This is a genomic window from Candidatus Enterococcus leclercqii (genome assembly GCF_009933135.1).
Classification (GTDB): Bacteria; Bacillota; Bacilli; order Lactobacillales; family Enterococcaceae; genus Enterococcus_C; species Enterococcus_C leclercqii.
The window spans coordinates 368,761-382,594 of record NZ_MAEH01000014.1 but is presented as its reverse complement, the minus strand read 5'-3'; the positions used below and the strand labels follow the sequence as shown (position 1 = coordinate 382,594).

Sequence of the window (13,834 nt, the reverse complement as noted above, 5' to 3'; positions counted from 1 at the left end):
AAACGTCAGGACGAGACTTGCCCAAAATGGGTCCTCTGTTAGAACGATTTTGTACGACGTTTATTTGTTGTTTTCTAAATATTTCTCCCACATTTGATCAAAAATATCCATCGATGGCAAGTAGTCCGTACTCATTTCCAAATAAGAAGATATTTCGTGGTAATCTTCACTGTGTTTAGGAAACTGAATATCATGACTGACATGGGTCGCAAAAATCTGCTCTTCATCGAGATGACTGGGTCCCTTTACAGCCATTAAGTACTGGTAAAAACTCCGCCGCATCAGTGATTCCCCCAATGTGAATTAATAAAAGCCGCGCGTCTGGCATGATTGCGAGCAAAATTACCCGGGTGTTTACGGTAATACTCTTGATGATACTCTTCCGCGGGATAAAAAGGCTGAGCGGGTTCAATCGTCGTTACAATCGGACGGTCAAAACGGCCACTATCTTGGAGAGCCTGACGACTTTTTTTAGCGGCCTGTTGCTGCGCTTCATCGAAATAATAGATAACAGGTCGATAATTATCGCCCCGGTCTTGAAATTGGCCAAATGCATCAGTAGGATCCGTTTGCTGCCAATAGATTTCCAACAGCTTTTCATAAGACAACAGAGCGGGATCAAAAATGATCTCTACTGCTTCAGTGTGTCCAGTCGTGTGACTGCATACTTCCTCATAGGTTGGGTTTTCTGTATGGCCGCCGGTATAGCCCGACATCACCGAGTAGACCCCAGGTTGTTCATCAAAAGGCTGCACCATACACCAGAAACAGCCACCAGCAAAAATTGCTCGTTCCATCCTTCATCATCTCCCATAATTGTCTTCATTAAAAATAGCGCGTATCCTCGTTGTTATCAAAGCGATTTGAACACCGGCTTTGGACTACTTACTGCTGGACTCACTCACAGACGAACTCGTACTTTCTGCGGTTTTGTCTTTGGGCAAGTATAAACCGAATTGGATCTCATCGTCCAATAAATTGATACGATTGGCTTTGATAAACAAACCATTTTGCATTTGAAATTGATCAAGGCGAATCAAAATGCTCTTATCATCAGGATCCACTTCAATCCATTCCGGAAATTTGAAACTACGCTTGACCATTTTCATAACTTCCTTGAGGGGCAGATCCAACGTTCCCACTGAAAGACTAGTCCCTCGCAGCTGCACATTGCCATTTTCCATCACATAGGGATCAAAGTACAGATACACCGTCACGGGGAAGTTTAAAATCTTGAATTCACCACTGAGCATGGCTTCATTTTCCAATACAAAATTATACTTGATATCAGAATCCTTGAGATATTCTTGCAAATAAAAATCGATCAGCTGATTGACCTGCTTTTTATTGCTGTTGATGGTGAGAATTGGGTCCCCCTGCCGAGTTGTTTCTGTCGCATTTTGGTAATGAGGCTCGCGAACAGAAAAAATTCTTGTACCCAAAAAAATGCCGCTCCCCAATAACAGTACCACAAGGACCAAGAATGCCCACTTCCAAGGATTTTGTTTTGGTGATTTTATAAAAGTTGTCTTATCTTTTTTTTTGATTGATTCACTGGTTGGCTCGCTCATATTCATCATTCCCCTTTTTTCAGCCACTCATCTTGGCTTTTAATCAACTGGTCTCGCACCGCATTGGCCATCAATTGGTAGCCGATATTGTTGGGATGAAATTTATCATCTTCATATAAGACATTGTTGTCCACCCGGTCCAGGTCATTGCCTCCAGAGGATTTTTCCTCAGTTTCACTGCTGGAACTGTCAGATTCTGACGCAATCCCGACTTTTTGATCCAATCCTTGATAAAGCAAATCATTGATAGGAATAAAGTGGGATTTTGGAAATTGCGCTGTCGCATTTTCCGTAGCAGTATTCCAATCATCCACCACTGTCTGCATATCGGTGATCTCCGGAAAATTCAAATAAAAGGGATTGTAGATGCCCAGTACATAAATTGGGACCTGCTCATTCAATGTACGAATCTCTTCAATGATCTCTGTTACCCGCTCTTGATATGCCGCACGGGGCTTATCAAATTTTTTCATAGTCAATGTAAAGAAGCTGTCTTGAATGACTTTCATCAAATCGTTTCCCCCAACGGTAACAGTCACAAAGTCAGCCGTTTTCAGATTATCCCGCAGAGGCTTGTCCTTTTTTAAACGCTTTAGGATTTGATCACTACGCTCTCCTGCGATGCCGTAATTTTCAACTTCGACGTTGGACAATTTATAGCGGGTCTGCAAATCTTCAGCCACAATCGGGACAAAGCCTCCCCGTTTCGTCTGATCACCAATTCCTTCTGTCAACGAATCACCAACTGCTACATAATGGACCCGCTCTTTGAGATCACTAGTGGCATCGCTAGCGGCAATTGGTTTTAAAATCGCTTCAGCTGGTGGAAAAAGCTGATTTAATGAAATATAGACAATCAAAATACCGATTACGACTACTAATCCCTGAAAAAGAATTTTAAAAAATGGTACGCGCTTTAATTTTTCTTGCAAATCAGCGCCTCCTTACTCAATATTTACTGGTAGATGCTAACGTCTATTTTAACAGAATCCTAAAGAAGTCTGAAACTTTTCAGTGATTTTCTAGAAAATCTTAGATAATCATTTTGCTTAGCACCACGCCTCTTTTATAGCCCCTTTGCAGGGTACAACTCTTCTATAATTCAGAGTAAAAAACCAGCCCATAATGGACTGGTCAGAAGGTTAATCTTACTCTGTATAATAGGTGATAGCAAAGGCACCCTTACCCGTATGAGTAGCGATGATAGGTGTCGTATGCAAAACCGGAATTTGCATTTGTGGATACAGCGCCTGCAGCTGCTTTTTGAACTCTTCGGCTAATGCCAGCCCTTCTGCATGGGAGATGCCAATCTGTTTCACGTTGGGTAGTTTTTTTAATTCATCTTTGAAGCTGTCAAACCATTTTGTAAAGGTCTTTCCACCGCGGCCCTTAACCACCGGAATCAATTCGGAATGATCAAAATCCATCACAATTTTCATGTTGAGGATACTGGATAAAATACCCGTAGCACGACTGATACGACCACCTTTTACCAGATTATCCAGTGTTGACAAACCAATATAAAGTTTGGTGTTTTCTCGAATTTCATAAACTTTTGCGAGAATTGTATCCAGGTCTTCACCGGCTGCTGCCATCTCAGCGGCACGTATCACCTGAAAAGAGAGTCCCTGGTCAGTCGTATCACTGTCAATAATCGTCACTTCGGTTTTACTCAGATTGCTGGCTTGACGAGCAGCTTCAACGGTCCCGCTGAGTCCGTGGGTCATATGAATGGAAATCACGTGGCTGCCATCTTCTCCCAGCTTATCATATAACTCGACAAATTCTCCGATGGGGGGCTGACTAGTCTTTGGAAGTTCTTTGGCACTGGCCATCATCGACATGAACTTCTCTCCGGTCAGCGTATCATCGTCTCGATATAAAACACCATCAATCATCACTGAAAGCGGAACGACGTGGATATTCAAACGATCACGGACTGCCGGTTCCATCGTACATGAAGAGTCCGTTACGATCTTGATAGTTGTCATTTAATTCACTCTTCCTTTAAAAACATTGGGATTTCATGTTAGAATACAGATAACATTCGATTACTTCAAGTATAACAGAGAGAAATCGTTTTTTCATCAACTTTAGACCAAGGAGGTCCCATTCATGCAAAATACGCAACACTCTCGCAGCTATCTGATCGTCAATGAGGTCCTAAATGCGGTCACTCACGGTATTGGCTGCGGCTTGAGCATTGCCGGACTGGTGGTTTTGTTAGTCAAAGGCGCCCGCTTGGGTTCACCCATTCACGTCGTTTCTTACGCCGTTTATGGTTCCATGATGATCTTGCTCTTTTTGTTCTCAACCTTGTTCCACAGTTTGATTTTCACCAAAGCAAAAAAAGTCTTTCAGGTCTTTGACCATGATTCCATCTTTCTACTAATCGCCGGCAGCTACACCCCCTATTGCCTACTAAGCGTCAGAGGGTGGCTAGGTTGGGCTCTGTTTGGTGCCATCTGGGCCATGGCCATCGGCGGCATCGTTTATAAATCCCTGACCCTTCACAAAAAAGAAACGGTCTCAAAAATTTCTACCGCTATCTACATCGTCATGGGCTGGCTTTGCCTAGTTGCTGGACCAAGTCTCTACCATTCTTTAGGGACTGTCGGCTTTTGGCTTTTGGTTGCTGGTGGCGTATCCTACACAGTGGGTGCTTTCGTGTATAGTTTCAAACAGATTCCTTTCAATCACGTCATTTGGCATCTGTTTGTCATGCTAGGCGCCGGCCTAATGTACTTTTCTATCCTGCTTTACACTTGATTTCTTTCTATCAAAAAGGCTTGCCGGAGACATTTTCAATCTGTTTCCGGCAAGTCTTTATTTTCTAGCCCATTTTTCAAAACGGTGGGGGTAGAGATTTTTTTCATCGACGTGACCTTCTTTTTGACTTATCAGCTCATAGTCACCAAAGTCAAAGGGTGGAAAATAAGCATCGCCGGCAAATTTTCCTTCAATGACCGTTCGCAACAGCTGATCGTAGTAAGGTTCAAACAGCTGATAAATCTGAGCGCCGCCGGCAATAAAAATCGGCTCTTCCATTTGCTCAGCTAACTGCCTTACTTCATCTGCTGTATGCATAACCAGAACGTCAGGATGGGGTACTTGATAGGTCTGATCGTGGGTCAATAAAATGGTTTGTCGCCCAGGAAGTGGACGGCTCCCCATCCCCTCAAAAGTTTTGCGGCCCATCACAAGTGTGTTTCCCAGCGTTTGTTGCTTGAAAAACTGTAAGTCTGCTGGTAGACGCCAAGGCAGATGCCCCTGTCTGCCAATCAATCCATCTTCAGCTTGTGCCCAAATAGCAATCAACATTGCAGTTTTCCTCCTTCAAAAAGCTCCTTTGTTACTGCTTTTTCAAACAGCGATGGGGGCTTTGATCCCAGGATAAGGATCGTAGCCTTCCAGTTTGATATCTTCCATCTCAAAATCAAAGACTGATTGTTTTTCTTGATTCAAGACCAGCTTTGGAAGTGGACGTGGCGTCCGGGTCAGCTGCTCCTGCATTTGTTCGACGTGGTTATTATAAAGATGGGCATCCCCCAAAGTGTGAATAAATTCGCCAACTTCAAGTCCGCATTCGTGAGCAATCAGATGGGTCAACAGCGCGTAGCTGGCAATATTGAAGGGTACACCCAAAAAGACATCACCGCTGCGTTGATACAACTGACAGGAAAGTTTGCCATCGTTGACATAAAACTGAAACATCGTATGACAAGGCGGCAGTGCCATTGACGGGATATCTTCTGGATTCCAAGCTGAGACAATCAGACGACGAGAATCTGGTGTTTTTTTTATCATTTCAATGACGTCCTTAATCTGGTCAATAAAGCCTCCATATTTTTTCTCCCAGTGGCGCCACTGATAGCCGTAAATATGGCCAAGATCTCCATATTTTTCAGCAAACTCAGCGTCTTCCAAAATCAAACGGCAAAATTTCTCGGACTCTTCTTGATACTGCGCATTAAACACCGGATCTGTTAAAGAACGATGACCAAAATTAGTCATATCCGGCCCCTTATAATCGGAACTCTTGATATACCGTTCAAAGGCCCATTCATCCCAAATATGGTTGTTGTGTTGCAACAAGTAGCGGATATTGGTATCCCCTTTTAAAAACCACAACAGTTCACTTTTAATCAAGCCGAAAGGAACTCGTTTAGTCGTCAGTAGCGGAAAGCCCTGAGACAGATCAAAACGCATTTGATACCCGAAAATACTTCTCGTTCCCGTGCCGGTACGATCCCCTTTTTGATGCCCTTCTGCTAAGAGTTTTGCTCCCAGATCCAGATATGCCTGTTCCATTTTGCCACATCCTGTTCAGTAGTTTATTGGTTCGCAACAGCAGATTGATCCGTCTCTACACCGCTTGACCGATCAATTTGTTGTCACTTGTAAAGCCTATATTGTTTGATACATCATACCTCAATCGATAAATTCACTCAAATATTCCCACCGGGCCATTTTTTCTTCCAGATGCAGCTCCGTCTCAGCCAAGCGTTTTTGCAGCTCCTGCAATTTGGTGAAATCTGATCCTTGACCATTCATCGCTTCAGTAAGGACAGCAGTTTCTTCTTCCAAAGCAGCAATGTCGTCTTCGATTGTTTCCCACTCTTTTTGCTCCATGTAGCTGAGCTTTTTCTTTTCTTTTGGTGTGACTTCTATAGCGGGTTCTGATATTTCTTCTGCTTCTTTCGTTTCATTGCCACTAGCTACTTTTTGTTCATCATTTTTTTCGAGATATTCTGTGATTGAACCAAAGTAGCGTTGGATTTGACCGTCACCTTTGAAAATCAGAAGTTTTTCAGCCACTTTATCCAAAAAGTAACGGTCATGGGACACCGTGATCACTGCGCCGGGAAAGCTTTGAAGATAATCTTCCAGTACAGTCAACGTCGCGATGTCCAAATCATTTGTCGGTTCGTCCAACAGCAAGACATTTGGTTGGGAAATCAGCAATTTCAGCAAAAACAAGCGGCGTTTTTCACCACCGGATAGTTTTGCAATCAACGTGCCATGGGTATTGCGGGGAAACAAGAAACGCTCCAATAATTCTGCCACAGAGATACTGGTTCCGTCGCTTTGGCGCGCTTCTTCAGCTACTTCCTGTAAATAAGCAATCACCCGTTTGTCTTCAGCCAACGCTTCATTTGTTTGTGTATAATAAGCGATTCTCACCGTTTCTCCAACGATTAGCAGCCCTTTATCCAGCGGTAAACGTTCAGCTAAGATATTCAGCAAGGTGGATTTTCCGGCACCGTTCTCCCCAGTGATCCCCAAGCGTTCCCGTGACTGTATCAAAAGATCGAAGTCCCTTAAGATGACCTTGTCGTTAAAGGCGTAGCTGCCATCTTTGATTTCAAGGACTTGTTTGCCCAAGCGCTTATTTGAAAGCTCAATAGCTACTTGACCATCGCTTTTCATCTGATTCAAGTTTTCTTTTAGATCCTCAAAACGGTTAATACGGGCTTGCTGTTTGGTCGTACGGGCTTTCGCTCCTGCCCGCATCCAGGCCAATTCTTGCTTGTATAGCTGATGACGTTTTTCTTCTTGCTGAACCGCCTGGCGCTCTCGCTCGGCTTTGGCTAGGACGTATTCTTCGTAGTTGCCCTTGTACTCAATCAAATCTCCATGAGAGAGTTCAAAAATCCGATTCGTGACGCGATCCAAAAAATAACGATCATGGGTCACCATCAACAGTGCGCCACGGTATTGCCGCAAATAGCTCTCCAGCCATAAAATTGCCTGATAGTCCAAGTGGTTGGTGGGCTCATCTAGCAACAGCAAGTCTGGTTCTTGGATCAAGACTTGAGCCATTCCCACTCGTTTTTTTTGCCCACCGGATAATTCACTGATTTTTTGATCCATTTGGGTGATTCCCAACTTTTGAAGAATTGTTTTGGCATTGGTATCCACCAACCAGGCATCTTGTTCGTTCATCGCCTCTTCTGCCTTGGTATAGCGTTTTTGAACTTCTGGATTGCCACCTTCTTGCGCCAGATCAACCAAAGCTTGTTCATAGCGGCGTACAGTTTGAATCATCGGGGCCTCGCCTTGAAAGACAGTTTCTAAGACAGTCAAGGTTTCATCAAAATCATTTTCCTGCATCAAATAGCCAATCTGATAGTCACTGGGCTTTTGGATATGCTCCAAATCCCCGTCACCTTTATCTTTACCGGATAAAATGCCTAAAAGACTGGATTTACCAGTTCCATTGACACCAATCAGTCCGATGCGATCCTTTTCGTGGATCAAAAATGAGATTTGCCGAAAAAGTGTCTTCTCACCATAAGTTTTGGTCAAACCGGAAACTTTAAGTTCCTTCATTCCGATCCCTCCTAAATATATTTGAATTGCCAGATCGTCCTACTGGAATACTACTGCTATTTGTGGGCAGAAATCTTTCAAACGCTCTTTTTACCAGCGGCTACTTCTAGGCATCACTTGGCTTATTGTAACACAAGAGTACCGGTTGAAACAGCGCCGGTTTTTCAGCTTTAGCTGGTATTTTTCCATAGAAAAACTGCCCTTTCCGTCAGTTAATTGAGGAAAAGACAGTTTTACAAAGCTTCTTAAAAAGTTGGCGCTCATTCACTAAGCAATTATTGCCCCGCCATGAATGTGTCATAGTAGGCATCCATGATTTCTTTAGCGATATCCGAATTGATATGCTGATCTTCACCGGAAAGAAACGGCAGGACAACACTGATGGCAACTTGCGGGTTTTCCACCGGGCCATAAGCAACGATATTACTGTTGATGGTCGTCACGCCATAAGCGCTGGTTTCCGCCGTCCCGGTCTTAGCCGCCAAATCCATTTTAGCTGATTTTAATTTAGTCCCGGTTGTAAAGGCATCATTGCCGTGAACCGCATCATAAAAACCGCCTTGAATAATCGCCATCTGATCTGGTGTCAGATCTACTGTACCTGTAACAGTGGGTTCGATTTTTTTAACCAGTGAACCTAAATTGCCTTCTGCATCATTGCCGTAAATCCCGCTGACAACGTGCGGCTGAATCTTTTTCCCGCCGTTTGCAATGGTGGAAACGTATTGTGCCAGTTGCATCGGCGTATAGGTATCAAACTGACCAAAGGAAATATCCAGAATCTTCCCCCCGTCTTCCACCGGATCAAGACTGCGTACCGGCGTTTGAATCCCGCTGGCTTCATTAGGCAAATCGATACCTGTTTTGGCTCCCAACCCAAATTCTGCCATAGCATTACGCAACTCGTTATATAATGGGCCTTGCTTGTTGACACTCATGATTTCCATATCTTTGGAATAATTAAGCCCCATCATTTTCAAGACCACTTGTACCATATATGAGTTGGAGGAGATTTCCAACGCTTTACGTGCGTCGAGATCACGATTGGCCTCACCTTGTTTATTATAGATAGATGCCTTTACCGGTGTACCCTTGATATAAAGGGGTTGGTCATACATTGTTTCATTGCCGTTCAACGCACCGCTTTGCCAACCCGCTGCCAGTGTCCCCGCCTTTACAACGGATCCCGGTACAAATGAAGAAGTAATCGTACCCAATGCGTGTTCCTGCAAATCTTTTGAATCTTTTTCATGGGCATAACCCACCATCGCCAATACGCCGCCAGTATTAGGATCCATTGCAACGGCATAGACTCCCGGTGAGACCGCCGCTTTCCCATTATCAATCAGAATTTGATAATTACGCTTGACGATTTCTTCAACTTTTTTCTGAAAGTCACTGTTGATAGTCAAAATCAGATTATCGCCTTTTTCGCCGTCAAACACCTGTTTTTGAGAAGAAATATTTCCATTTCGATCCAAGGTGATCTCTGATTGGGACTTGGTTCCTTGAAGCACATCCTCGTATTGTTTTTCCAAATAGCTGGTGCCTACCCGGTCATTTCGTGCATAACCTTTTGCCAAATAAGCCTCCGCGTCCTCTTTTTGCAACCCAGTGGTAGAGACTGTTCCTAAAATACTGCGAATCGAGCCGTTTTCTTCAGTGTATTTTCGAGACCAGTCTGTACCTGTCGAGATACCTGGCAAGTCTGCCGAACGTTCTGCCACGACAGCCAACTCTTCATCAGTGACATCGCGATTTTTGATATATACCGTGTTCAAAGCTGTGGCGCTATTCATCGTTGTAAAAATTGCAGTTGCTTGTAATGTTTTGTCATCAAACTGGATTTCATCGTCTTTGACTTTGGCAACCACTAAATTGTATTCTTTGCTGCTGTCCTTAGCAATTTCCGCTTTGTCGTCTTTAGACAGACGTTTATAGGCCTTTTGGAAATTGTCTTCATCGGCTAGCCAAAAATCGATTTTGTCCCGTTTACCTAACTTCTCATCTTTTAGCTTATCAGGGATTGGCAGATCAATCAGCTCATTTAACTTTTCTGCCAAAGACCGTAGATCTGCACCGGTCATTTTATTGCCCCGGGTAAATGTAATCGCAGGGTCTGCTTGATTTTCTACGAGGGGTTTGCCGGTGGCATCGTAAATAACACCACGGGGGCTAGAACCAGAAACTTTTACAACAGAAAATTCCTTTAGCTGCTTAGTGATGTTCTCACCGTTAACAATCTGTAAATACCCCAATTGGACAATCAGTGCAATAAACAATCCGAAAATAATAAAAAATAAAAAGTTCAATCGAAATGGGATATGGGATCGTCGCCCGCCACCAGTGGGTTTGGGCTCCTTCTGTTTACCTTTTTTTTGCCAAAATTTTGCATTCTTGTTTTCCATATGCCAAATCCTTCCAGACAGTTATTTGTACCGTACTATTCTACCAAAAAACCACCTTTGCCGCAGTAAAAATGGTGAACTAAAGAAATCCTTTAAGCTTTAGTCAAAATTGTTTCACACATTCCATGAGAATTCTAATAACAACATACGCCATTCCTGATTCAACCGTCTTTTTAAAATGTATTTCTTTAATCTGGTGTGAAACACAAAAGACAAAAGGTAAAAATGTGGAAAACTTTCTGTGGAGAACCCACCTAGAAAAAGCGGTTGGTCTTTTGCTGCGCTTCGTTAATTCTTATAACGGTCTGAAAAAATGCAAGTTTTTAAGGCAATAAAAAAGAACGTGTACTCTCTCTATATCAAAATCCTTGAGAGAGCACCGTCCTTTTTCGATAGTCTGACTAATATTCGGTTGCGGGTTCTTGGTAGCCAGAATCGTACTCTTGATTAGAATCGTACTGATTATCGGTACCGTCGTAATTTTCTTCGTAGGTCTCATCATAAGCTTCTTGATACCCATCGTTCGTTTGATCTTCGCCGGTGCCATTGGCCTGTATCGTTTCATTGTAATCGTGCACGCCGGCATCCATGGTTCCATCTGAATCATTGTAAAAACGATAATCCGCATAACCTTCTGTGTATTGATCTTGTTGCGGCAGTGTTTCACTGGTAGCGATGCCCAGTTGTTCTTTCAGCGTATTTTGTGTTTCCAAAAGGCTCGCTGCGCTTAAAAATTGGTAGTAAATACCATTATAAAGTTCGCCTTCACCTTGCAATTGCAACGGATCGATTGAGCTGAGGGCAGGATGATAGTGATTGGCGATATCCAGCATGTCATCCCAGGTCAAATCGGTCTTGGTATTCTTTTCTACCGCATTCAAAATCTTTTGATAATTGGTAACACTGTCTAAAGAAAGAACTTTTTGCACAATCTTTTCGATAACTTCTCGTTGTCGTTTCTGACGTCCGATATCCCCTTCAGGATCTCCCATACCGGTATCTGGATCATACTTACGGTAACGAGCATAAGACAAGCCCATCGTTCCATCCAAGTGATAGTCCGTATCTGCTTGTAATTCAACACCGTCCAGCTCAAAGTGATACTGGTTGTGCACGTCGATACCACCAACGGCATCAATCAGGTCACTCATCCCCTGCATATTGATTGTTACATAATGATCGATTGGAATATCCAGCAGGTTTTCCACTGAATCCATAGCCATCTCTACACCACCAAAGGCATAGGCATGATTCAATTTGTCCATCGTGTCATGACCAATGATTTTTGTATAAATATCCCGGTCCAAACTAACAATCGTCGACTTTTTCTTTTGGGGATTGACAGTTACCACCATCATCGTATCTGAGCGTCCTTGCTCAGTCCGTCCCAATGCGCCGGTATCAACCCCCAGCAGTAAAACCGAGAAGGGTTCTTGATTGTCGATATTTACGACTGTTTCCCGTTTTGTCGTCTTCCGATCGATCTTTTCAACGATATTATCGAAGGCGGAATTGGCATCGAAGTATACTTTCAAGCCATAAGTAGTTGCTGCTGCCACCATGACTGTGATCACACCCACGATGCCGACGATGACTTTTTGCCATGTACGCATAGGACACCTCATCTTTAACTTTGTGATTTTTTTCAGTATAACGTATAAATTCTGCCACAACCCCCGACAATCAGCAACGGCAGAAAATGTTTATCACACAACTTTAACAGTTTTGCAACACCTTTGAAACACTACGAAACATCTGAAATCAAATTTTGTATAAAAATTCCTTTGATGGGCCTCATCTAACCTGTTGCTTTTTAAGTAAAGGATTTTGATTTTAGAACAAAAAAAGAGGCGACACGCGGTCTCCTCTTCGCTGGCTTGTCGGTACTGACAACTGCAGTGATTATAATTTAGTCACTTCAGCAGCTTGTGGTCCCCGTTCGCCTTCAACAATCGTGAATTCAACGTCTTGACCTTCTTCAAGGGATTTGAAGCCGTCTCCTTGGATTGCTGAGAAGTGTACGAATACATCGTCGCCACCGTCAGTCGTAATGAAACCAAACCCTTTTTCGTTGTTAAACCATTTCACTTTTCCGTGTTCCATGTTTTGTGTAGCCTCCAAAAAATTAGTGACCGATTTTCACCGGTAAGTCAATTATAGCGAATCTTGGAAGCGATGACAAATCATTTTTCCAAAATGTAATCCTTCATAACGAAGCCTGATCCGATAGCAACAATCTGTTCTCTCATGACTGAGAATCCCCGATGTTGGTAGATATCTATTGCCCGCTGATTGTCTTGATTGACCTTCAATTGCTGCTTGCAACCTAAGGAGTTCGCTAATTTTTCGTACCAATCGAAAATGTCTCGCATATAGCCTTTTCCACGATAATCCTGACGTATATAAAGCTTACTAATGAACAAAATTTCGTCATCTTTCAGCTCATAAGCTGTGTAGCCTACCGTTTCATTTGCTGCACGAAGAGCAAAATAATGGGCACCTTCCCTAATTTCTGCCAAAATGACTGGTACTGACTGATAGTGTTCCATCATATAGTCCACTTGCGCCTTGCCAATCATAGGCGTAAATACTTCCCGCCAGATTTCTTCAATTACCGGAAACAGGGCTTCGACTTCGGCCTGATTTTTTACCGCTACCTTTTTTAACATAGTTATCCACTCCACAAAAAAAGATGAAGAAAAACAAACGTTCTTCTCCACCTTATTGTAAACTACTTATTTTGCATTTTCAAAATGTTCGTTGACTTTGTCCCAATTCACAACATTCCAGAATGCTGCAATATAATCCGGACGAACATTTTTATATTTCAAATAGTAGGCATGTTCCCAAACATCTAGACCTAAGATTGGTGTTTTCCCATCCATCAAAGGAGAATCTTGATTTGGTGTCGATGTGATTGCCAATTTGCCGTCATCCACGATCACCCAAGCCCAACCAGAACCGAAACGGCCGGCTGCTGCAGCTTTAAAAGCTTCTTTCATTTCGTCAAAGCTACCAAATGCGTCATCGATAGCAGCCTTCACTGCACCCGTCGGTTCACCACCGGCATTCGGTGCCATGATTTCCCAGAAAAAGCTGTGGTTGGCATGTCCGCCACCATTGTTGCGAACAGCTGTCCGAATGTCTTCGGGAATCCCTGCCATATCGGCAATTAATTCTTCAACAGACTTTTCACCTAATTCAGGATGTTTTTCAATGGCCGCATTCAAATTTGTAACGTAAGTGTTGTGATGTTTGTCGTGATGCAGGTGCATCGTTTCCACATCGATGTATGGTTCCAATGCATCATAAGCGTAAGGCAGATCTGGTAAAGTGTAAGTCATAATGGGTCCCTCCGTTATTTGTAATTAATCAATAGCACATGTAAACACTATCAAATAAACCGCAGTTGTTCAAAAGATATGCCTAGCCTGGTGGCGGCTTGACCAAAATAAGCAGCTTCCACTTTCTTTGCTGAAAATCCAAGTAATATTTTTTCTCCCATTAATAATCGCTTCTGCA

Annotated in this window: 14 protein-coding genes; 1 reads left to right on the top strand and 13 read right to left on the bottom strand. The window is 43.1% G+C overall.

Going from position 1 to position 13,834, the window contains the following annotated elements; genetic code table 11:
• Positions 1-60 precede the first annotated feature (60 nt).
• The 5 genes from BAU14_RS08190 to BAU14_RS08170 all read right to left on the bottom strand — a co-directional run bounded on the left by BAU14_RS08190 (position 61) and on the right by BAU14_RS08170 (position 3,562).
• Complete coding sequence (locus tag BAU14_RS08190; RefSeq protein ID WP_161899598.1) at positions 61-282, bottom strand: YozE family protein; 222 nt, start codon at positions 280-282, stop codon at positions 61-63.
• A complete protein-coding gene (gene msrA / locus BAU14_RS08185; protein WP_161899597.1) occupies positions 282-797 on the bottom strand; it encodes a peptide-methionine (S)-S-oxide reductase MsrA in 516 nt (171 codons plus the stop codon). The genes BAU14_RS08190 and msrA overlap by 1 nt, the downstream gene beginning before the upstream one ends.
• Positions 798-881: 84 nt before the next feature.
• Positions 882-1,547 carry a YpmS family protein gene (locus tag BAU14_RS08180; protein WP_420022088.1) on the bottom strand — a complete coding sequence of 222 codons (666 nt, stop codon included), beginning with the start codon at positions 1,545-1,547 and terminating at the stop codon, positions 882-884.
• A gap of 29 nt (positions 1,548-1,576) precedes the next feature.
• On the bottom strand, positions 1,577-2,503 hold the full coding sequence (locus BAU14_RS08175) for an SGNH/GDSL hydrolase family protein (RefSeq protein ID WP_420022083.1): 927 nt from the start codon (positions 2,501-2,503) through the stop codon (positions 1,577-1,579).
• 216 nt (positions 2,504-2,719) lie between these two features.
• Positions 2,720-3,562, bottom strand: a complete 843-nt coding sequence (locus BAU14_RS08170; RefSeq protein ID WP_161899595.1) for a DegV family protein — start codon at positions 3,560-3,562, stop codon at positions 2,720-2,722.
• Between the two features lie 124 nt (positions 3,563-3,686).
• Between BAU14_RS08170 and trhA the strand changes: the two genes are divergently transcribed.
• Positions 3,687-4,340, top strand: a complete 654-nt coding sequence (gene trhA / locus BAU14_RS08165; protein WP_161899594.1) for a PAQR family membrane homeostasis protein TrhA — start codon at positions 3,687-3,689, stop codon at positions 4,338-4,340.
• A 57-nt stretch (positions 4,341-4,397) separates the two neighbouring features.
• Here trhA and BAU14_RS08160 read toward each other — a convergent pair whose 3' ends face one another.
• The 8 genes from BAU14_RS08160 to BAU14_RS08125 form a co-directional block, all read right to left on the bottom strand.
• Positions 4,398-4,892, bottom strand: coding sequence for a dihydrofolate reductase (locus BAU14_RS08160; RefSeq protein ID WP_161899593.1), 495 nt, complete (start codon positions 4,890-4,892; stop codon positions 4,398-4,400).
• A gap of 42 nt (positions 4,893-4,934) precedes the next feature.
• Positions 4,935-5,882, bottom strand: coding sequence for a thymidylate synthase (locus tag BAU14_RS08155; protein ID WP_161899592.1), 948 nt, complete (start codon positions 5,880-5,882; stop codon positions 4,935-4,937).
• A gap of 120 nt (positions 5,883-6,002) precedes the next feature.
• A complete protein-coding gene (locus BAU14_RS08150) occupies positions 6,003-7,904 on the bottom strand; it encodes an ABC-F family ATP-binding cassette domain-containing protein (RefSeq protein ID WP_161899591.1) in 1,902 nt (633 codons plus the stop codon).
• 275 nt (positions 7,905-8,179) lie between these two features.
• Positions 8,180-10,312, bottom strand: a complete 2,133-nt coding sequence (locus tag BAU14_RS08145) for a penicillin-binding transpeptidase domain-containing protein (RefSeq protein WP_161899590.1) — start codon at positions 10,310-10,312, stop codon at positions 8,180-8,182.
• 401 nt (positions 10,313-10,713) lie between these two features.
• Positions 10,714-11,925, bottom strand: a complete 1,212-nt coding sequence (locus tag BAU14_RS08140; protein ID WP_161899589.1) for an LCP family protein — start codon at positions 11,923-11,925, stop codon at positions 10,714-10,716.
• Positions 11,926-12,214: 289 nt separating this feature from the next.
• On the bottom strand, positions 12,215-12,415 hold the full coding sequence (locus BAU14_RS08135; protein ID WP_010753946.1) for a cold-shock protein: 201 nt from the start codon (positions 12,413-12,415) through the stop codon (positions 12,215-12,217).
• 80 nt (positions 12,416-12,495) lie between these two features.
• Positions 12,496-12,981 carry a GNAT family N-acetyltransferase gene (locus BAU14_RS08130; RefSeq protein ID WP_161899588.1) on the bottom strand — a complete coding sequence of 162 codons (486 nt, stop codon included), beginning with the start codon at positions 12,979-12,981 and terminating at the stop codon, positions 12,496-12,498.
• Between the two features lie 66 nt (positions 12,982-13,047).
• Positions 13,048-13,656, bottom strand: a complete 609-nt coding sequence (locus BAU14_RS08125) for a superoxide dismutase (RefSeq protein ID WP_161899587.1) — start codon at positions 13,654-13,656, stop codon at positions 13,048-13,050.
• Positions 13,657-13,834 lie beyond the last annotated feature (178 nt).